Annotated in this window: 23 protein-coding genes and 1 riboswitch; of the genes, 17 read left to right on the forward strand and 6 right to left on the reverse strand. The window is 35.9% G+C overall.

The genetic code is table 11. The features are described 5' to 3' along the window. Positions 1–171 precede the first annotated feature (171 nt). The 6 genes from KHA97_RS16800 (at position 172) to KHA97_RS16825 (ending at position 5,446) form a co-directional block, all read left to right on the forward strand. The gene (locus KHA97_RS16800) at positions 172–1,896 is read left to right on the forward strand and encodes a methyl-accepting chemotaxis protein (protein ID WP_213125934.1); all 1,725 of its coding nucleotides are present in this window, start codon (positions 172–174) and stop codon (positions 1,894–1,896) included. Positions 1,897–2,068: 172 nt separating this feature from the next. After that, positions 2,069–3,511, forward strand: coding sequence for a sensor histidine kinase (locus KHA97_RS16805; RefSeq protein ID WP_213125935.1), 1,443 nt, complete (start codon positions 2,069–2,071; stop codon positions 3,509–3,511). Beyond that, the gene (locus KHA97_RS16810) at positions 3,504–4,193 is read left to right on the forward strand and encodes a response regulator transcription factor (RefSeq protein WP_407658044.1); all 690 of its coding nucleotides are present in this window, start codon (positions 3,504–3,506) and stop codon (positions 4,191–4,193) included. The genes KHA97_RS16805 and KHA97_RS16810 overlap by 8 nt, the downstream gene beginning before the upstream one ends. Before the next feature lie 125 nt (positions 4,194–4,318). Beyond that, complete coding sequence (locus tag KHA97_RS16815) at positions 4,319–4,822, forward strand: hypothetical protein (RefSeq protein ID WP_213125937.1); 504 nt, start codon at positions 4,319–4,321, stop codon at positions 4,820–4,822. Between the two features lie 16 nt (positions 4,823–4,838). Beyond that, positions 4,839–5,237, forward strand: coding sequence for a DUF6220 domain-containing protein (locus KHA97_RS16820; protein WP_213125938.1), 399 nt, complete (start codon positions 4,839–4,841; stop codon positions 5,235–5,237). Positions 5,238–5,242: 5 nt separating this feature from the next. After that, positions 5,243–5,446, forward strand: a complete 204-nt coding sequence (locus KHA97_RS16825; protein ID WP_213125939.1) for an SHOCT domain-containing protein — start codon at positions 5,243–5,245, stop codon at positions 5,444–5,446. 306 nt (positions 5,447–5,752) lie between these two features. On the opposite strand, the gene KHA97_RS16830 is transcribed toward KHA97_RS16825, so the two are convergent. Then, entirely contained in the window at positions 5,753–6,031 is a 279-nt protein-coding gene (locus tag KHA97_RS16830) for a DUF2277 domain-containing protein (RefSeq protein WP_213125940.1), read from the reverse strand. A 486-nt stretch (positions 6,032–6,517) separates the two neighbouring features. Next, a complete protein-coding gene (locus tag KHA97_RS16835; protein WP_213125941.1) occupies positions 6,518–7,693 on the reverse strand; it encodes an MFS transporter in 1,176 nt (391 codons plus the stop codon). A 77-nt stretch (positions 7,694–7,770) separates the two neighbouring features. Further along, positions 7,771–7,871: riboswitch (purine riboswitch) on the reverse strand. Between the two features lie 364 nt (positions 7,872–8,235). On the opposite strand from KHA97_RS16835, the gene KHA97_RS16840 reads away from it, so the two are divergent. After that, positions 8,236–8,760: a DinB family protein gene (locus KHA97_RS16840; RefSeq protein WP_213125942.1), complete on the forward strand. Its 525-nt coding sequence runs from the start codon at positions 8,236–8,238 to the stop codon at positions 8,758–8,760. A gap of 29 nt (positions 8,761–8,789) precedes the next feature. On the opposite strand, the gene KHA97_RS16845 is transcribed toward KHA97_RS16840, so the two are convergent. Next, the gene (locus KHA97_RS16845) at positions 8,790–9,632 is read right to left on the reverse strand and encodes an aldo/keto reductase (RefSeq protein ID WP_213125943.1); all 843 of its coding nucleotides are present in this window, start codon (positions 9,630–9,632) and stop codon (positions 8,790–8,792) included. Positions 9,633–9,780: 148 nt separating this feature from the next. Between KHA97_RS16845 and KHA97_RS16850 the strand changes: the two genes are divergently transcribed. Beyond that, positions 9,781–10,881 carry an AbrB family transcriptional regulator gene (locus KHA97_RS16850; protein WP_213125944.1) on the forward strand — a complete coding sequence of 367 codons (1,101 nt, stop codon included), beginning with the start codon at positions 9,781–9,783 and terminating at the stop codon, positions 10,879–10,881. Between the two features lie 64 nt (positions 10,882–10,945). Next, the gene (locus KHA97_RS16855) at positions 10,946–11,482 is read left to right on the forward strand and encodes a GrpB family protein (RefSeq protein ID WP_325167488.1); all 537 of its coding nucleotides are present in this window, start codon (positions 10,946–10,948) and stop codon (positions 11,480–11,482) included. A 104-nt stretch (positions 11,483–11,586) separates the two neighbouring features. On the opposite strand, the gene hflX is transcribed toward KHA97_RS16855, so the two are convergent. Next, positions 11,587–12,840, reverse strand: a complete 1,254-nt coding sequence (gene hflX, locus KHA97_RS16860) for a GTPase HflX (protein ID WP_213125945.1) — start codon at positions 12,838–12,840, stop codon at positions 11,587–11,589. A gap of 531 nt (positions 12,841–13,371) precedes the next feature. Between hflX and KHA97_RS16865 the strand changes: the two genes are divergently transcribed. Both KHA97_RS16865 and KHA97_RS16870 read left to right on the forward strand, forming a co-directional pair. Beyond that, complete coding sequence (locus KHA97_RS16865; RefSeq protein ID WP_213125946.1) at positions 13,372–13,527, forward strand: hypothetical protein; 156 nt, start codon at positions 13,372–13,374, stop codon at positions 13,525–13,527. 47 nt (positions 13,528–13,574) lie between these two features. Continuing rightward, positions 13,575–13,832, forward strand: coding sequence for a hypothetical protein (locus tag KHA97_RS16870; protein WP_213125947.1), 258 nt, complete (start codon positions 13,575–13,577; stop codon positions 13,830–13,832). Positions 13,833–13,854: 22 nt separating this feature from the next. Here the strand turns inward: KHA97_RS16870 and KHA97_RS16875 are convergent, their stop codons facing one another. Together KHA97_RS16875 and KHA97_RS16880 are read right to left on the reverse strand one after the other, a co-directional pair. Next, a complete protein-coding gene (locus KHA97_RS16875) occupies positions 13,855–15,045 on the reverse strand; it encodes an MFS transporter (RefSeq protein WP_213125948.1) in 1,191 nt (396 codons plus the stop codon). Beyond that, positions 15,042–15,464, reverse strand: a complete 423-nt coding sequence (locus KHA97_RS16880; RefSeq protein WP_213125949.1) for a MarR family winged helix-turn-helix transcriptional regulator — start codon at positions 15,462–15,464, stop codon at positions 15,042–15,044. Before KHA97_RS16880 ends, KHA97_RS16875 begins: the two co-directional genes overlap by 4 nt. A 149-nt stretch (positions 15,465–15,613) precedes the next feature. Between KHA97_RS16880 and KHA97_RS16885 the strand changes: the two genes are divergently transcribed. The 6 genes from KHA97_RS16885 (at position 15,614) to KHA97_RS16910 (ending at position 19,547) form a co-directional block, all read left to right on the forward strand. Beyond that, positions 15,614–16,006 carry a VOC family protein gene (locus tag KHA97_RS16885; protein WP_213125950.1) on the forward strand — a complete coding sequence of 131 codons (393 nt, stop codon included), beginning with the start codon at positions 15,614–15,616 and terminating at the stop codon, positions 16,004–16,006. Between the two features lie 95 nt (positions 16,007–16,101). Continuing rightward, positions 16,102–16,629: a GrpB family protein gene (locus KHA97_RS16890; RefSeq protein ID WP_213125951.1), complete on the forward strand. Its 528-nt coding sequence runs from the start codon at positions 16,102–16,104 to the stop codon at positions 16,627–16,629. Between the two features lies 1 nt (position 16,630). Beyond that, positions 16,631–17,695, forward strand: coding sequence for a nucleotidyltransferase domain-containing protein (locus tag KHA97_RS16895; RefSeq protein ID WP_213125952.1), 1,065 nt, complete (start codon positions 16,631–16,633; stop codon positions 17,693–17,695). A 53-nt stretch (positions 17,696–17,748) separates the two neighbouring features. After that, on the forward strand, positions 17,749–18,183 hold the full coding sequence (locus KHA97_RS16900; protein ID WP_213125953.1) for a hypothetical protein: 435 nt from the start codon (positions 17,749–17,751) through the stop codon (positions 18,181–18,183). Positions 18,184–18,394: 211 nt separating this feature from the next. Then, positions 18,395–19,063, forward strand: coding sequence for a ribose-5-phosphate isomerase RpiA (gene rpiA / locus KHA97_RS16905; RefSeq protein WP_213125954.1), 669 nt, complete (start codon positions 18,395–18,397; stop codon positions 19,061–19,063). A gap of 25 nt (positions 19,064–19,088) precedes the next feature. Further along, positions 19,089–19,547, forward strand: a complete 459-nt coding sequence (locus KHA97_RS16910) for a GNAT family N-acetyltransferase (protein ID WP_213125955.1) — start codon at positions 19,089–19,091, stop codon at positions 19,545–19,547. Positions 19,548–19,747 lie beyond the last annotated feature (200 nt).

Consider the following 19,747-nt stretch of genomic DNA (forward strand, 5'->3'; position numbering starts at 1 on the left):
CATTATAAATTATTATAAGGAATTTTTAAAAATCTTTAAAAAATACACAAAAAGTCCTATTTCAAATCCAAATTGCGTAGACAATGTTCTTATAAGTTAAGTATAATTTTTAGTATTGAATGGGCTTTAAGTCATATTATGGAAATAAACATCGAATATGGGAGAATCATAATGAAAAACAGTCTGAAGTTGAAAATGGTCATTGTTTTTTCTGTATTACTTTTAACGTCCTGCTTGTTAATTAGTGCTATTGTGTACAATTCTACTATGGATTTTGTAAAAGAATCAGTTGGTGAACAAGCCTCTAAAATTGTTGAAAAGGCAACTACTGTCATTGATATTGATCGATATAAGGAATTAAGTATCGATTCGCCGGAAACTAGTTATTATGGTGAACTACGAGAAGAATTAAATAAAATTAGAGAATTAAATCAGCTGGAGTATTTGTATACGATGACTCGTGTACAAAACGGATCTAATTATGATTATTATTATTTGGTTGACGGCCAGCCGATAGGATCTGAAGATGCTTCAGTATTAGGTGAAAAAGAAGAAGGTGCTTCTTCATTCCCGGCTCTTAGGCGTGCTTTTGAAACAGGAAATGTGGAATACGAAATATCGAAAGATCCAGAGTATGGTCCATTAATATCTGTGTATGTCCCGATTAAGACTGAAACGGGGGATATTTTAGGAATAATGGGAGCGGATTTGGATGCTGCCCAAGTGTATGATGGTATGGCTTCCAATCAAATAAAGCTCATGATTATTACCTTCATTATATTGGCATTAGGATTATTGATCGCTTACTTTTTTGCCGATTATTTAACAAAACCGATCAAAAGATTAACAGAACAGGTGGAACATGTAGGTAAAGGTGATTTGTCTGTCGATATCGAAACAAATCGTAAAGACGAAATTGGCATGTTAACAAAAGCATTTCAAGAAATGGTAGCCGATTTAAAAGGAGTTATTAATGGGATTAATACCAATTCGATTCAATTGATTAATACGTCCAACCAATTATTAACCAACAGTGAAAAAGTAAGTGAAGCGAGTCATCAAATTTCAACATCTATACAAGAGGTTTCTGAAAGTGTGTACACGCAATATAAATCCTCAGAAGAAAGCTCAACAACATTGGAACAGATGTCAAATGGAATTCAAAAAATTGCTTCCGCCTCAGCCAATGTTTTCGATCTGTCATCGACAAGTCTAGATCATGCAAATGGTGGAAAAAGTAAAATTCATGATGTAATCAATCAAATGAACATTATTAATCAATCTGTATCAGATTCATCTATTGCGATTAAAATGTTGGAAGGACAGTCCGAAGACATTTCATCTATCATTAAAATGATTCGCGATATATCTGCCCAAACCAATTTGTTAGCATTGAATGCAGCGATTGAAGCTGCTAGAGCAGGAGAATCTGGAAAAGGGTTTGCAGTAGTTGCTGACGAAGTGAGAAAACTTGCAGAACAGTCAGAGCAATCGACAAACAGCATAGCTGCTTTAATTGAGAAAATGAATGAAAATACGAGCCGAACGGTCGAAGCGATGACCATCGTCACACGTAATGTAGAAGCGGGTATTCAGATTGTTGAAGAGACTGGTAATTCCTTCGAAAACATAGTTGAATCCATTCACAGAGTGTCTTCACAAATAAAAGAAGTATCAGAGACCTCTACGGAGATGTCTGCTTTTTCGGAGGAAGTGGCTGCAGCAGTTGAAGAAACTACGATGTCTGCAAGTCAAGCTGCAGATAACACGAAAACTGTTGTTGACCGCACGGTAGAGCAAGAAAGCCATATAAATGATATAACAGCAGCGATTACAAACTTAACGAAAATGGCTAAGGATTTGGATGAATTAGTTAAAAAGTTCGTGTTAAAATGATCTATACACGCTGTAAATTCAAAACCTGTAGGGGGATTTCCACTACAGGTTTTTGTGTATTAGTTTGTTCTACTCGTCAAGTTTATAAAATTTTTATACTTTATACAGGGATTGTTAACTTTTTCGAAGTATGATTTAGTATAAAGAAATCATCATTCTAAAGGGGAATTTCATGTCTATTCGCAAGCGCCTTTTTATCTCAAATGCTGCCATGATTGTGATGCCTATCATTATTATTATGTTCATTATATTTTTACTAAGCGTAGTTTATACTGATGGTGCTTTCATTGGAAAGCATTTTAGACAACAGTGGCAAAACACGGATGAACGGACAGCAGAACTTTTTAAAGGGCTTCAGAAAACAGCATCACTAGAGCAAGAAAAGTTTCTTAATAAGGATTTCCTGGATTCCTTATCGGAACAATTAAAAAGTGAAAATGTTGATGTTGTCATTCGAAAAGATAATGATTTATTGTTTACATCTAATCCTCAAATATCAAAAGACGACTTACCTTCTTTCGGTAATGAAGGGTATAACCCAGCTGGAGCAACAGTTGGGGATGGACATTATTCGATTAGGCAACATGATTTTTATTTTAAAGATGGGTCTGAAGGTTCGATAATCCTTTTAGACGATTCAGCGTCTTTTGTGAAGTTTGCGAGAACCTTTTTTCCGATTCTTTTTGGCAGTTTAATTCTTTCATTCGTACTTACGAATGTATTTTTGTCATATATCGTATCACGAAGTATTTTGCGACCAGTTCGCCAACTGTCTAATGCATCGGAAAAAATAAGTAGAGGAGATCTGAATTTTTCAATCAAGTCGAAAAACAATGATGAATTAGGACAGCTAATTCGTACGTTTGATTCAATGAGAGAGCAACTAAAGGAATCCTTAGAACTACGCGATAAATACGAAAATAATCGCAAAGAAATCATTGCAAACATTTCACATGATTTAAAAACACCTATTACATCTATTCTAGGATATGTGGAGGGTCTTCAAGACGGGGTAGCGAATTCAGACGCTAAGCGAGAACAGTATCTTGATACGATTCGCTCTAAAGCCACATACATGGATCGGTTAATTGAGGAACTAGCCCTGTATTCCAAATTAGATGTGAATAAATTGCCCTTCCTTTTTGAGTCTGTGGATATTCAAGCTTTTATAAAAGATTACTTAGAGGAAATCAGTGAAGAAGTAATGGATAAGGATATCCAAATATCTTTTGATGCAATAAAAGGTCATGTTAATGTATTAATGGATAGAGACAAGATGATCCGAGTGATGGAAAACATTATTTTTAACAGTGTAAAGTTTATAAATAAAAAATCTGGGAAAATCACGATTTCAATAACAGAACAAGAAAAGATGATTAAAGTAAGTGTTAGTGATAATGGTCCAGGCGTTTCCCAAGATGAACTCATGTCTATTTTCAAGCGTTTTTATCGAACGGATCCAGCGCGCAGCACTGGTGGAAGCGGACTTGGTCTGGCGATTGCCTCACAAATCATTGAAGCACACGGCGGCGAAATATGGGCGGAAAATATGCCAAAGGAAGGCCTCCGCGTAAACTTCACACTTAAAAAATCAGAGGATGGAAACGATGACTAAAAAGATTTTGATTATTGAAGATGATCAAAGTATTGCCGAATTAGAACGAGATTATCTTGAAATTGAGGGCTTTCAAGTTGAGATTGCCACGGAAGGAAAAAGTGGTTTGGATGCTGCCTTACATCGTCATTTTGATTTAATTATTCTGGATTTAATGATTCCAAATATCAATGGCTTTGATATTTGTAAACGAGTGAGAGAAGTATCTAATATTCCAATCATTATGGTGACAGCCAAATTTGAAGACATCGACAAAGTACGCGGATTAGGTCTCGGTGCAGATGATTATGTTGTAAAGCCTTTTAGCCCACGGGAATTAGTCGCACGGGTAAAAGCCCACATTTCAAGGTACGAGCGCTTGATACAGATGGACACACCAAAAGATGAAATCCATATACGGGGGCTTCAAATCAATACGGCCTCAAGACAAGTATTTCTAGATGGAAAAGAAGTGTTGTTCACGACGAAGGAATTTGATTTGCTATCCTTTTTTGCTATACACCCTAACCAAGTCTTTTCAAAAGAAGAATTATTTGAAAAAATTTGGGGACTTGATTCAATGGGGGATAATGCGACCGTCACGGTCCATGTGAAAAAAATTCGGAAGAAAATTGAAAAGGATACATCTAAACCAGAATACATTCAAACAATGTGGGGATCTGGATATCGATTTAATGGATAAAACACTCATTTCTAAATGGGTGTTTTTTTGATCTGTATATAATTGTTTATACATTTTTTATATATGCTTCAGAGGGAGTTTAGATTTGCTTGTTATAGTGATAGCAATGGAACGGAGGTGAGAGATTGCAATTATCGATAACCGGGAAAAGATGGCTGCTTACGATACACCTAATCTTTTCAGCAATTATGCTTGGGAATATGGTGACTTTTCTTATTCTAAGCATTACGGCAGCTGGAACTGAGAATGAACAATTAGTTGGAAGCTGTTATCAAATCATGCATGTTTTATCGAAAACTTCCGTAAGAGCATCTACCATTGGAACATTTGTGACTGGAATTCTTCTATCCATTTGGACTAAATGGGGACTATTCAAATTCTATTGGATTATTGTAAAAGAAATTCTCACAGCACTCCTTCTAATTTTAAATCTTTGGGGTATGTATGCTTGGACAATGAAGGCCTTGGCTGGATTTGAAGCAAATATGAATCAATTGGATATGTATATGTTCCACATTGATCTATGGATTGGCATCGTTATTCAAATTCTTTCACTCCTCTTCATATTTGCAATATCGGTCTTCAAGCCATGGGGAAAGCGAAAAACAACATTAAAAAATTCATTGTAGAGGAGGCATTTTTGCTGTGGAAACAAAAAAAGGTAGGGTAATTCGGGGAATTTTTACTGCCCTTTCCGTGCTGTTCTTTATTGCAATCGTCTGTCAAGTCTTTATAGCGGGCGTTGCATTGTTTGCTGATTCTAGTCAGTGGGCTGTTCATAAATCGTTTGTTGTCTATTTTGAATTCATCCCAATCGTGATGTTGGTCCTTGCATTCTTTGGGGGAATTCCCAAAAAATTGCGTTGGCATAGTTTAGCTCTTTATTTGATGGTAGCACTGCAATATATGACTGTTGGATTGACGGGCAAATTTCCTTATATTTCAGCACTGCATCCTGTCATTGCCATGTTACTATTCTGGCTTTCTATCGTCGTGTTACGTTCAAGCTTAGCTTTAATGAAAACAAATAAAAGTAGGAGTTGATTTATATGCACCATTGGGGATATTTTCACCCATTTGCTTTTGTATTCTTTTTCATCCTAGTTGGGCTATTCATCATGGTATGGAGGGGAAGAGGGAGAAGATGTTATCACCATCAGAATGATGCTTTATCTATACTAGAAGCTCGTTTAGCAAAAGGGGAAATCAGTGCGGAAGAATTTAAGGAAATTAAAGAGACATTGAAAAGTTAATGCGGGAATAAAAACTATTATATGAAACAACAGCTCGTCCTTAGCTAAAATGGGACTGTCTCTTTACTTAAATAGAGACTGAAAGAGGGTAACTTGCATCCGAATTCTTGATCCAGTAAAATCTAGAAGAAATAACACTCCAATGCTCAGTCAAAGCTGTGGGAGGGTTATTTCTTTTAGTATAACTACACACATTCGGATACGATTGCAAACATGATCATCACATTGGTGCATCGTATAGAGTACCAATAGTGTGAGTCAATAAGCTTTTTTTAGGAAATGTTCTAGTAACAACATTTACTCAGCTTACATCTCTTTGTTTCCAAATCTTTTTGCATTTCTAGCCCGAGCCCGTTCAGCCTCAACCTCTCGATCACGTGAAGGGGCTGTCGTTTCAAGTGAGTTTAGTAAATTTTGTGTTATGATTGCTATTTCCTCAATAGCACGATTAAAAGCGTCCTTGTTTGCTTTCGATGGCTGATTAAAACCTGAAATCTTTCGTACATATTGAAGAGAGGCTGCATAAACTTCATCCTCGGTAGCTGGAGGGTCAAAATTAAATAGTGTTTTAATGTTGCGGCACATATGATTCTCCTCTTTCTCTTTGAAATTTTGTAAATTGTATCGTCTTTATACATAGAGTGGGTTCTTATAAAATCTATTGTAGCACTGCAACACAAATCTAATAATACGTTCCATAAAAAAAGTGACGGTATTCTTCAGCTGAAAAGTTTTAGCATAGAAACGACAAATAAATGCCTAATTAAACGTTTGGTTAAGAAAAAGATCCTCCTAATATTTGGCGCATACTACTAACCAAACGTTTGATTAAATACAGCTTGATCTAATCAAACGTTTGATTAAAACAAAGCAGGTGCCATAGCGCCTAATTTTTACCAAATCCACATTCTTATCAACTAATTAAACGTTTGATTAACCGAATAAGGAACAAATACCGATTTGGGAATAATAAAAGGAACAGCCCTTCACAAAGTACGGACTGTTCCTAATTTTATTTAAAAATTTCCTTTAGCTTATATATTCGAATAGGAATGTTATTAACTGAATTTTTCAAAATAAAGGTTCTGATTTTTCATTTCTAACAATAGATGGTCTCGTTAATGAAAAGAACGCACAAAATAGTGAGATAATGACAACGACACAACCTACCCACGCTGTACTTGTAACTGAACCTGTATGATTTAATACAACACCGCCAATTGCAGAGCCTAATGAAATGCCGATCTGCAATGCAGAGTTATTGAAGCTTTGCTGAATATCGGATGTGGCTGGATCCGTTTGAATCAAATAGCTTTGTTGCGGTGGGGATAGACTCCAACTTAATGCCCCCCAAACCATCATGATCGGAATGAATATGAAAAGTGAAAAAGTCGTGAAAGGCAATATGCCTAGTACGATAGCAAATGCACCAATTACAATGAGTATACTCTTAGGAGCTCCAATCCGATCCGAAAGAATTCCGCCGAAAGCTCCACCACTTATGGCAGCAATACCAAATACAAAATAGCAAATACTAATCCAATAAGAATTTAAATGAAGATTTGTTTCTAAAAATGGTGTGAAATAGGCATACAATGTATAATGACCTGCTAGCATAAACAATGTTGCAAGATGGGCACTACTGATTTTTGCGCTACCCACAGCTTTTAATTGTTGTGAAAGTGGAATCGTTTTTTCACCCGGGATACGCTCTAAGAATATTGAAATAAGCACCATTGATATGAGTGCAAACAAAGCGATTCCAAGGAATATTACACGCCATCCAAATGCGTTAGAAATTAAGATTCCTAATGGAACACCTAATACAAGCGCTGAACTAATTCCCATATAAATAAGTCCTACTGCTTTTGCTTGATGAGAAGGGGCTGCAATTTTAGCTGCGATCGTTAAGGATAGCACAACGATCAGTGCCGTACTCATTGCAGTTAGGATTCTTGCGCTCATCATAAAAGTAAAACTCTGACTGAAGTATGTCATGATATTACCAAGAATGAAAACTAAAAGTGAAGCAAGGTATAATTTCTTGCGTTCAATTTTGCTTGTTAGAATGAGTAAAACAGGTCCAGCAATGGCATAAATAAGGGCGAACACCGTAATAAGTTGACCGGCAGTTCCTAATGATATGTTAAAATCGTCGGCGATTGTAGGTAATATTCCACCTATGATCAATTCAACCAATCCAGCCGCGATTGTAGATAATGCTAGTATAAAAACCTTCAAATTCATGATGTATATCTCATCCTTTCTATAAAAAAAGAATAGGCCTTAAGCATCTTTAGAAAATAAAAAATCCTGACTACAAAAAATGAATGATCACTTTCTGTAGTCAGGATTTTTAAGGTTCCTGGTAGATACCCTCGAGCCATATTCTAGAGGTTATACAGGTAATATATATAGTTTTAGTGCGTTCTAAAAGAAAGTTAAAAATAATTAACTATTACATACTATTATTTTTTACTCTATTATTCAAGTGGAGACATTTGGAAAAATACTAGATATGGGTAAAAAAGTAAAGAGTGCTCTCCTAGATTTTAGAGGAGATTTTTGTATACAAGAAGAATGATATTAGGAAATAAATTGGTTGAGGTGGTTTTTATTGTGGATTTAATTTTATTAGTTCTAGTTTTAATGATCGCAATAACTTGTTTTTCGCTCGAATTAAAAATGAAAAAAGCAAATGAACAAAGAAAAGAAAGTCATTGAGTTATTAAAGCAGTTGAATCAGAGGAATTGAAAATTTGACCATAAAACTGAAGAGGTGTATCAATATGAATTTTAATATCGATGAAGCGGTCGAAGTTTTAGAACGCACACCCAAAACATTGGAATATTTTTTATCAGGTTTATCCGATGGATGGCTACATTGCAACGAAGGTGAAGGAACGTGGAACGCAACAGAAATCATTGAACATCTCATTGAAGGAGAGAAAAATAATTGGATTCCAAGGCTGAAGTTGATGCTTCAGGAAGGTGAAAGTAAGCCATTTCCACCTTTTGATCGTTTTTCACATTTACAGGCTATCGGGGAACAATCGATTGAGGAAAAATTGCATGAGTTTAAAACGATAAGGGAACAAAATATAGAAACATTAAAAGCTCTTATTGAACCGGAATTACATTTAGAAATAACGGGCTTACACCCTGAATTTGGAGTTGTAAAGGTAAGAGAATTAATCTCAACTTGGGCTGCTCATGACTTGACGCATATTGCCCAAATTGTAAGAGTAATGGCGAAGAGATACAAAGAAGATGTTGGACCTTGGGCAGAGTATTTAAGTATTTTGAAAAAGTAAAGAGCGCATAATACGCGCTCTTTTAATAATTAGAATTCTTCATAAGTAGCTGGATCTTGGCTATTCAATCTTCCATCAGGACGAGATAACTCTGCCATCATATTCATTTCATTCTCATCCAACGAAAAATCAAAGATTGATAGATTTTCCAGCTGGCGAGAAGGAGATGCTGATTTAGGGATAGATACTGCACCAAGTTGATAATGCCAGCGCAAAATAACCTGAGAAACTGATTTGTTGTGACGTTCAGCTATTTTTTTGATCGTTTCATTATCCTGAATGGCATTTGCCCGCGCTAATGGACTCCATGATTCTGTTACTATATTATTCTCTTCGTGCCATTTTCTTTGTTGTTCTTGGTTGAAAAATGGGTGTAGTTCAATCTGGTTCACACTTGGCATAACGCCGGTTTCCTTTTCCAAACGCTCAAGATGTTCGGGTAAGAAATTAGAAACGCCGATTGAGCGAATAAGACCCCATTTTTGAGCATCTATTAAGGCTTGCCAAGCTTCTACATACAAATCTTTTTTTGGATTTGGCCAGTGAATGAGATATAAATCATAATAATCTAGGTTTGCCCGATATAACGATTCTTGGATAGCTAAAACAGCTTTTTCATAAGAATGATAGCGTCCAGGCAGCTTGGAAGTAATGATTAATTGATCCCTTGGAGTGGAGCTTCTTCGAATCGCTTGACCGACAGTTCCTTCGTTTTCATAGTTGTAAGCAGAATCAATCAAGCGGTACCCAATATCAATTGCATGTTTAATTGAATTTACTCCAGCATTTCCTCTTAGACTATATGTACCTAAACCTACTACTGGTAAAGAAAAGCCATCATTAAGAGTAATCTCAGGAATGGAAATACTCATCTCAATCGCTCCTTTCTATATTAAATATAAGGTTACCATATTTAGGAATGCACTTCATTTTCTACGATTTATCAAAAACTCAATTCTTTGACAATGTTTTCAGTAAGCGCCTACAATGAGAGCAAAAAGAATTCGTAGGTTGTATTTTATGAAAAATAAGTCCAAACAAATAATTATTACCCTTATCGCCGCAATAATTGGCGGTGTACTATTTAGTATCCTCCATATACCAGTCCCATGGCTACTTGGCCCAATGATTACAGTATTAATCGGTACGAATGTAATGAAACTCCACTTTGCTTGGCCAAGATCGATTCGAAATACTGGAATGATCATTGTAGGGTATACGATTGGATTATCGATGACACCCTCGGCCTTGCATGAAATGGTATTGCAATTGCCATACATGTTTATGATGACTGTATTTTTATTATTATTTTGTGCTGGAATTGCATTTGTTGTGTCTAAGTTATCAGATAGTGATTACAGGACGTTGTTATTGGCCAGTATTCCGGGAGGACTTTCACAAATCATTATGTTGGCTGAAGAAACGAAAGGTATAAACCTAGCCATTGTTACAATTACTCAAGTTACCCGCTTAATTATCATTATTATCGTTATGCCGTTACTTGTTTTGATTCCAATGTTTGCGGATTCCGGTCATGCTGCAACTAATTCTGTCATTCCGGCTTTATCCACTGCAAGCTGGAATCATTTGTTTCCTAATATCTTTCTTTTTGCAGTAATATGTATCCTTTTTGCTCTTTTAGGTGCGAAAATTAGATTTCCGACTGCTTATTTAATTGGCCCAGCTATTGGAACAGCGATTTTACAGGCGTATGTTTTAAACGGACCGCAATTGCCGCCTACCGTAATTAATGCAGCCCAACTAATGCTAGGTACATATGTTGGTTTAATGCTTAAGCCCAATCAGATTTCAAATAAAATAAAGACATTTAGCCTCGCAATTGGAAGTGGATTTATGCTCGTTTTCGGGGCAATTGGCTTGAGCATGTTGCTTACAAAACTACAATCCATCTCAAATGCAACAGCATTATTAAGCTTGGCACCTGGAGGAATGGATCAGATGGGAATAATCGCACATGCCATTAATGCAGATTTATCCTTTGTATCCGGTTACCAGCTATTTCGCACCTTCTTTATTTTTTTCGCCATTCCGCCATTAATTAGGTTAATATTTAATTTAGCGGATAAACGATCGATTAGACGAAAAAGTGAGTTGCAATGAACGAAATCCCTATGGATGTTCGCTAGCGAATTACTGATAAGAAGGCTATTTGAGGTGATGAAAATTGGTAAATCGTGCAATGAATATAATTGTTGTCGACTATGATGAAAATTGGCCCAAATTATTTAAAAAAGAAGCAGGCAAGATTCGCGAAGTTCTAAAATACGAACTAGTAGACATTTATCATATTGGGAGTACAGCTGTTCCTAATTTAATGGCAAAGCCTATTATTGATATGATGCCAATTGTTAAAAATATAGAAGTTGTGGATCAATTTAATAGTAAAATGCGGGAGATTGGATATGAGCCGCTTGGTGAATTTGGAATGAAAGGAAGAAGATATTTTCGAAAAGGAGGAGAAAATAGAACACATCAAGTACATATTTTTCAATGGAACAACACATTAGAAGTTAAACGTCATTTAGCAGTACGGGATTATTTAAGATCACATATTCATGAAGCTACAGCCTATGGAAAATTAAAGGAGCAACTGGCTAAAGAGTTTCCAAAGGATATAGAAGGATACAGTATTGGTAAAGAGGAATTCGTTAGAGGTCTTGAACAAAGAGCTCTGGAGTGGTTAGAAGAAAAAGGGCTATAAAGGTTCATTAATATGATATTAATCAGTTTTCGATCTCAGATTAAATAAAATAGCTGCCGATTTTGATCGACAGCTTAAGTTTGTTATTCATATAAATAGTTAATTTAGAGAACCTTTTGTACAAATTGATGATATTTTTCCGCATCGGCTTTTTTACATTCCACAACCAGCTTTGTTCCGTCTTCTTCATAATCGGTTGATATTATCTGACTATGTTCATTAAAGTAAGAAATCACTGTACCGTCTGTGTAAGGGATGAGCAATTCGCATGAAACATAGTCATTAAAAATGTGATGACCAATTAGATGTAAACATTCTTCAACACCTTTGCCAGTTTTTGCTGACATGTAAACGCTATTGTCATGTGCTGGGAAAGGCCCCTCCACAAGGTCTGATTTATTATAGGCGTATATCGTAGGAATATTTTCAACACCTATTTCCTTCAATACTTTATTTGTTAGCTGTTTTTGTTCTTCGTGATGAGGATTTGAGTAATCAACGACATGAACAAGTAAATCAGCTTCCGTTACCTCTTCAAGCGTTGAGCGGAAAGCTTTTACGAGATGGTGCGGTAGTTTTTTAATAAAACCAACGGTATCTGATAATAGAAATTCCTTGTTATTTGCCAAAGTAATGTTTCTAACTGACGTTTCCAATGTCGCAAATAACATATTCTTTTCAAAAACGTATTTTTCCAAACCGATATGATTTAGCATGGCATTCATGAGTGTTGATTTGCCTGCGTTCGTATAACCAACTAAAGAAACGACTGGCATTTCATTTTTACTGCGCTGTTTTCTTTGAATTTTTCTTCTAGCTACTAATTGTTCTAGTTCTTTTGATAAGGCAGCAATCTTGATTTCAATTTTCCGACGATCGAGTTCCAGCTTCGTTTCTCCGGAACCTCTATTTTTTAACCCAGAACCTCCACCTTGTCGCCCTAATGACTCACGGCTTCCTATTAGTCTTGGAAGCATATAGTTCAATCTGGCGATTTCGACTTGGAGCTGGGCCTCCTTCGTTCTAGCTCTATTTGCAAAAATTTCTAATATGAGCATCGTACGATCGATGACTTCACACTCCAACTTAGCTTCCAAATTGCGAATCTGAGAAGGGGAGAGCTCATCATCAAAAATAACGATATTTGCTTCTTTTTCCGCAATCAGTGCAAGCAATTCTTCGACTTTTCCACTTCCTATATAATACGTTTTATCAAAGTGATGTAGATTTTGAGTAATTTCACCAAGCACAAGAACATCACAAGCTTCTGCTAAATTGCATAATTCCTCCATAGAATGTGCAAAACTTTCAGGCGTGCTATTTCGATTGACACCAACACCAATTGCTTTTCTTTCCATATGGAATCCCTCCGATTTTTTAAAATAAAAAAACACAGGTGCTCAGCCTGTGCATGGATGAAGGGATATGGAGGCGACAAAAAACCATCTTGAAATGGAAAATGAATGGGCTACTTTACAATCCCCAATATTATCGGACGCAAAAAAGGGGAGAATTGTCCCTCCCCTGCATCTTTTATTTGCATTATAAAAATGAGGTTCCCTAAGTAGGCAGACCAATCCCGTTACCCTGCACAGACAGCAGAGCTTTGAACATATTTAATTATCTGTTCAAATTTTGGAATCGAAGTCTGATAGTTGCCACTTGGAAACCCTCCGTTCATTAAAAGTTGAGTTCATCTTAACATGCGAGTAGAGAAAGAGCAATGTGAAAAAGTAAAATAATTACATTTTCCTATTAGACTGACGTTAGTTGAAAGTTTCGTAAAAATAAAAAGATAAAACAAAAATACCCTTTGAAATTTCGAAAAATTAAAAAAGAGAGTAAGTTAATATGATAATATTAATGATATAAAAGGGGGATGGAATATTATGGTAGACAAATATTTAGCATTATATATATCCATTGGTGGAATTGCAGGTCTTTTTTTCGGAGGGATGTGGGAAGGAATCGGTGCAATGGTATTAATATATATTGCTCAGAGATTAGAGTACATTACACGAATCTTTGAAGAAAGAAATAATTGAGAAAAGAATTTTCATAGTATCAAATATGTGAAAAGGGAGGTAGGAAAGTGGACAGAAAAATAAGTCTTATTCTTGGATCGATATTCATTTTAACTAGCGGGCTACTTTATTCAATTGAACGCATAATTTCGATTATTCATTGGACCGCGCTAACACAGACAGGAGAGTATCCAACTACACCACCGTCCCCAAATCTAGTAGATAACCTTTTTGTACTGTTTTTTCTAGTTGTTGGAATCATCTTTTTTATCATGGCATTTAAAAAAGAAATATGGAGAATATTAACGTCAGAAAAAAATATTTGAGGACTGCCCCTTACGAACAGTCCTAATTATTATATTGCAAATTCCGTGTCTTTTTCCCATAAGCAAAATAATACATCGGATAACAAAGCAGAATAACGATCACCATCGAAAAGAAAATGGCACGGTAACCTGAATAAGGTTCGATAAACCCTAAAATATAGGGTCCTAAACCTAGACCTAGATCATACAAAATAAAATAAGTGGATGTGGCTAAGCCGAAACGATGTGGCTCGGTAACCTTAATGGCGATTGCTTGTGCGATCGAGTTAAAATTACCATACCCTAAACCAATGAATGCACTCGCCAACAAAAGCATCCAGCCTGCCGAAGCTTCGCTAAACAGGAACATTCCAACAGCGAAGATTGCGAAACATGGGTAAACAATAATATTAGCTCCACGTGTATCCATTAATTTGCCGGTTATCGGACGGGTGAAAATGATGACAACCGCATAGACTAAGAAGAAATAACTTGCTGCTGTTACTAAATGAATTTCTTCTGCATAAAAAGATAAGAATGACATGACACCGGAATAGCTAAAGCCGATAACAAGCGCAACTAATGAAATGGGTGCCGCTTTTGGTTCGATAAAACGTGTAAGAATAGGTCCCTTTTCCACAATCCTTTTTTCCTTTGACGTCTCTGCAATCTTAATTTTCACTAGTGCTAAAAAGATCATGCTCCCAATTGAAAAGATGACGTTAATCAAATACATAATCATAAAACCGTTATCCAATTTCATAAGTAAAATTCCGAAAAACGGACCGATCGCGGTGGCTAAAATTGTACTTAGACTATAATAACCAATCCCTTCACCCCTACGTTCTGATGGTAAAACTTGAGCGATAATGGTACCAGCCGCTGTTCCCATGAGACCAAAGGCAATACCGTGGAATAAGCGGTTAAGGAGTAATGTTGTCGTATTGAAAATGCCAAAATAAAAAATCGAGGCGACTGTCAGCAAAATTAAACCAGTCCAAAATACCTTTTTTGTCCCGATTTCACTAATATAGCGACCTGCACCAAGTCGTCCGAGAAGCGAACCAATAATAAAAATACTGGATACAAGACCAGCTGTACTCGTCGATACATGAAACTCATTTTTAGCGTAAGTCGCGATCGTCACCATTAACAGGTAGAACATTAATGTGGCTAAAAAGTTGATCGTTGAAACAGCAATAAATTCCTTTGTCCATAATTTTTCTGAATTCAAATTAATCCTCTTTTCTTTACGTTGCTCGTTAATTGTTCTAAAACTTCGTTCACAACTTTAATCTGTTGTTCAGATACTCCTTCCAATAATTTCGATTGATACAAATCAACCGAGGCTTTACATTCTCTATATTTCAATTGTCCAGATTCCGTAATATGCATCACTTTTTGCCGTTTATCTTTTCCAGGACGAACCTCAATAAGGTCCAGTTCAATAAGCTTTTGAGCGACAGGAGTAACAGAAGGTTTTTCTACCTGCCAATACTCGGCAATTTCAGAAAATGTAGTAGGTCCATCTTCTTGTAAATAACGAAGCAAGCCCCATTGCAATTCGGTTAGCTCGTGCGGCTCAAGTACTTTCAGTATCTGTTGCGTATAAGGTTTATACAATAATTTGATTTTGGAAAAAACAGAGTACAAGGAAATCCTCCTTAAATAATAGTTAGTTAACCTAACTAATTTTAATATATGCTACTTTATTTGTAAATGGAATATTTTAAAAGGAATTGAGCGACATTTGTAGAATTTACATTTTGTACTAGAAAAATGTTGATAAGGGTGTGTAACAATTGAGTCTAGGGAAAATTAAAGGTTCATCCATTGTATTTTTAGTAAAGAATTTAAAAAAGTCCTCTCAATTTTATAGAGATTTGGGATTTTATTATGAGGAAATCGGAATAGGTGACATCAAACATATCCATGTAACAAGAGATCAACTTACTTTCATTTTACACGAGGCAAGCAGCCCAGAAGACGTTCGTCCTTTTTCGTCACTTGAAGGTGGACCACAATGGGATGCCTTTGCTTATTCGGATGAAGTAGATGTATTGTTTGAAGAATTTAAAACAAAAGGCGCAGAAATTGCATACGGTTTAAATCAAGATCCTATATGGAATGAATTTGCGATAAGAGATATAGATGGATATGTTGTTGCATTTGGCGGGGGATTGAGTAAGCAATAAAATAACGAGCTTTGAAATGGTGTTTCTGAAATATTCGGAAATGCCTTTTTGCTTTGCTGGCAATTTTTAAGTAAATGTTGGGGGATTTGATTTTAATGAGAAAAACTTTGATACTTCCCTGGACTGAGGATTGGGCAAGTTTATATATAAGTGAGGAAAGAATATTAAAAGAAATATTTAATGATAAAATTGTTGGTATATTTCATATCGGCAGCACGTCAATATCAGCAATTGGTTTTGCCAAACCAATTATAGACATTTTAATCGTTGTTAAAGATATTGAAATAGTGGATTCATTCAATGCAAAATTACGGGAAATAGGTTATGAGCCTAGAGGGGAAAATGGTATAAAAGGAAGGAAATACTTTCCAAAAGGGAGAGAAAAAAGAACTCATCATGTACATATCTATCAAGTTGGTCATGTAAATATAAAAAAACATTTAGATTTTAAAGCTTACTTAATGGCACACCCAGAGGAAGCAGCAAGCTATGGGGATTTAAAAAGACGACTAGCAAAGAAGTTTCCTGACGATCATTACAAGTATCAGGAGGAAAAACAAGTATTTGTTGATGAATTGGTCAAAAAAGCTAGTGAATGGTCTTTAAAGAGTAAGGAGGGTTAGCATGGAAAAACACCATAATGAACTACTTGAGTCAATCATTGATGTAATTAAAACTAAATATCCCAATGATATTAGCATACTGTTTATCTATGGATCAGTTGTTAATGGTACTGCAAATGAAAATTCCGATTTAGATATGATCTTTGTTCCAAAAACTGAGCGGGGCTGGAATCTTGCAACAACATTCATTCTCAATGGCAGTGGTAATGATCTTTGGGGTGTAAATTGGGATCGACTTGAAAGTTTTGCAAACTTCGATGATATGAGAGTGTCAATACTCGCAAATTCACGCCTAGTTTACTATGCATCAGAAGAAGACCGAGAGCGTTATGAAAAACTAAAAAGACAAATCGCAATGATTCAAAAGGGATCTCTCACACCCGAACTTATTGAAAAAGCTAATCAACACCTTTCAAGGGCTAAGCAATATTATGCTGAGCTATGTTTTGATAAGAATCTTTCGGCGGCTGGGGATATCATTCTTGAAATTAGTGATACACTGTGTCTTTTGAACAATACCTTTCTACACTTTGGTGAAAAACATTTGAGTAGAGAACTTTCTATGCTAAATCGATTACCTGAAGGATTCAATGAAATCTTACACGAAGTAACTGCTGCAAAGAATCACGAACAAATTCAAAAAGCTTGCTCCTATCTAATAAATTGCGTGGACGCTATTTTCAAAACAATAAAAAGTGAGCATTTACCAACTATATCAATGTCACATTTTAGAGGGCTTTACGAGGAGATATCTTCTCTTTGGAATAAAATTCGCTATTCTTGTGAAAAAGGAGATGCTTTTAGTGCTTTTTTAGCGGCAACTAATCTTCAATCTGAACTTGATTATGTCCAAGAACAAACTAGAATTCATAACCCTGATTTGAATTTTATCCAACATTACGATCCAGATAATCTTTCTAGTTTCGTACTGGCAGCGAACAAAGCTGAAGAAACATTTGTAAGGTTATTGAAAGAAAGCAATGTTCCAATTGACAGCTTTAATAATGTTGGAGATTTTAAGAATATGCTGATGAATCTAGGGACTGCGTGTAGCTCATCTGGATAGGATCTGAGTTATGTAAATATCATTTATTGTATTGTTATACGAGGAGGAGCATCTTGAAAGCAGTATTTTTTTCAATAGCAATTATATTATGCCCGTTATTATTAGTGGGGTGTTCTACGGAAACAATGGTTCTTTTAGACGAAGAAATATCAAAAGTGAATATTTCAAAATCTAAAGGATTTGGAGAAATGAATGAGGATATCATTTTAACTTTTAACGATACTAAGTCCTTAGAGACTTTTGAAAAAGCAATTACAACTGCAGTTAAGCAGTCAGGGAAGGTAAACGTGTCGGATCCTGAGTACGATATTATGGTGGCATATAAGTCAGAAAAAGGAGCGTTGCCGACTCATGCCCTGCATTTATGGTTAGGAATGGAAAACGAAAAGAGTATTTTTACGTATATGATGGATGAAACGGCATATTATACTTCCCCAGAAATGACAAATAAATTAAGAAAATTGATTCTCTCTGATGAAAATAGTTAAAGTTAACTAACAAAGAACGGCTCAATAGGATTGGAAATAATGGTTTCCGATTTCGATTATCCCACTTGGAATTTATATCTGGACGATGAGGTTAGGTTAAATAAAGAAGTGTTTAATGATTGGCTGATGCCTGTCTTGTCAAAACTTAACGAAAATACTTATAACCTTAAATAAATGGGTTAATGATGAAAGTATTGTGCGAGGTGTTAACATGAATGCGAAAAAACTTGCTGGTGAAAAGGCAGTTGAATTTATCAAAGATGGCATGATCGTAGGATTAGGAACTGGTTCTACTGTTCATTGGTCTATTTTAAAGCTAGGTGAACTTGTGAAACAGAGTCTCACTATTAAAGGAGTTCCTACTTCCAAACAAACCGAACAGCTTGCCAAAGAATTAGGAATCCCATTAGTGAATATGTCTTCAATCGAGCAAATAGATATTACAATAGATGGAGCAGATGAAGCCAATCCGGAATTTGAGCTCATAAAAGGTGGCGGAGGGGCACTGCTCCGTGAAAAAATGGTGGCATCCATTTCAAAACGAATGATTGTTGTGATGGACGAGACGAAATATGTAGCGCATTTAGGGAAATTTCCGTTACCTGTTGAGATCACACAATTTGGCTGGGAAATGACAAGCAAGCAGGTTAGTACATTAGGTTGCGAACCAAAATTGCGAGTTGAAAATAATCTCTCTTTTATTACAGATAATGGGAATTATATTTTGGATTGCCATTTTGGTGAAATTCTTGATGCCAAGAGACTAAATGAAGAATTAAACATGATTCCAGGTGTGGTGGAGAATGGACTTTTTGTTAATATAGCCGATACGATGGTCATTGGAAACAGTGACGGACATGTTGAAATTATACATAAATAGGTTGTCCACTGCTAGGAGGTATGGGATGAAGGAGTATGAAGTTAGAAGGATAAATAATTTAATGGATGAAAATATATACCCGTTAGTCGAAGAAAGCCGTAAATCCGGTTTTCGGTTCCTCCAAAAATTAGTGAATGATTATAAAGAGGGGTCCAATACTTTCAACAAACCTGGTGAAGCTTTAAATGGTGTATATGGTCTGGATGGCGCACTGGTCGCTGTTGGGGGAATTAACATTAATCCTTTTTCCGACGATGTACGTATTGGTCGAGTAAGAAGATTTTATGTGGCCAATGATTATCGAAGACATGGGATAGGGACGCTCTTATTAGAAACGTTAATTTCAGAAGCCAAGAACCAATTTCAAATACTGGTGTTAAACAGCACACCACAAGCTGATGTGTTTTACACTTCATTTGGCTTTATAAAAAGCGATAAATACCCTAATTCAACTCATTACCTCACACTTAAAACATACTCATAAAGGGAATTTTTGTAATTAAAAGGAAAAAACCTTTGAAAGGGCATCCTATCTATGTTAGATTAAAAGTACTTTGATGAACGGAGGGTTGTTGAAAAATGGGTATTGTATGGATAAGATTGCGTTTTTCAACTTTATGCGGCTAATTGAATAGTGCATAAAGTCTCTGCCTGTAAGCAGAGTAAACGGGATCCGTCTGCCCT

Source organism: Lederbergia citri (assembly GCF_018343625.1).
In the GTDB taxonomy this organism is placed as follows: domain Bacteria; phylum Bacillota; class Bacilli; order Bacillales; family Bacillaceae_C; genus Lederbergia; species Lederbergia citri.

Excerpts from the sequence above, each read along its gene's own strand:
- KHA97_RS16800 (WP_213125934.1), top strand. The coding sequence starts at position 172 with ATGAAAAACAGTCTGAAGTTGAAAATGGTCATTGTTTTTTCTGTATTA.
- KHA97_RS16805 (WP_213125935.1), top strand. The coding sequence starts at position 2,069 with ATGTCTATTCGCAAGCGCCTTTTTATCTCAAATGCTGCCATGATTGTG.
- KHA97_RS16810 (WP_407658044.1), top strand. The coding sequence starts at position 3,504 with ATGACTAAAAAGATTTTGATTATTGAAGATGATCAAAGTATTGCCGAA.
- KHA97_RS16825 (WP_213125939.1), top strand. The coding sequence starts at position 5,243 with ATGCACCATTGGGGATATTTTCACCCATTTGCTTTTGTATTCTTTTTC.
- KHA97_RS16830 (WP_213125940.1), bottom strand. The coding sequence starts at position 6,031 with ATGTGCCGCAACATTAAAACACTATTTAATTTTGACCCTCCAGCTACC.
- KHA97_RS16835 (WP_213125941.1), bottom strand. The coding sequence starts at position 7,693 with ATGAATTTGAAGGTTTTTATACTAGCATTATCTACAATCGCGGCTGGA.
- KHA97_RS16840 (WP_213125942.1), top strand. The coding sequence starts at position 8,236 with ATGAATTTTAATATCGATGAAGCGGTCGAAGTTTTAGAACGCACACCC.
- KHA97_RS16845 (WP_213125943.1), bottom strand. The coding sequence starts at position 9,632 with ATGAGTATTTCCATTCCTGAGATTACTCTTAATGATGGCTTTTCTTTA.
- KHA97_RS16850 (WP_213125944.1), top strand. The coding sequence starts at position 9,781 with ATGAAAAATAAGTCCAAACAAATAATTATTACCCTTATCGCCGCAATA.
- hflX (WP_213125945.1), bottom strand. The coding sequence starts at position 12,840 with ATGGAAAGAAAAGCAATTGGTGTTGGTGTCAATCGAAATAGCACGCCT.
- KHA97_RS16865 (WP_213125946.1), top strand. The coding sequence starts at position 13,372 with ATGGTAGACAAATATTTAGCATTATATATATCCATTGGTGGAATTGCA.
- KHA97_RS16890 (WP_213125951.1), top strand. The coding sequence starts at position 16,102 with ATGAGAAAAACTTTGATACTTCCCTGGACTGAGGATTGGGCAAGTTTA.
- KHA97_RS16895 (WP_213125952.1), top strand. The coding sequence starts at position 16,631 with ATGGAAAAACACCATAATGAACTACTTGAGTCAATCATTGATGTAATT.
- rpiA (WP_213125954.1), top strand. The coding sequence starts at position 18,395 with ATGAATGCGAAAAAACTTGCTGGTGAAAAGGCAGTTGAATTTATCAAA.
- KHA97_RS16910 (WP_213125955.1), top strand. The coding sequence starts at position 19,089 with ATGAAGGAGTATGAAGTTAGAAGGATAAATAATTTAATGGATGAAAAT.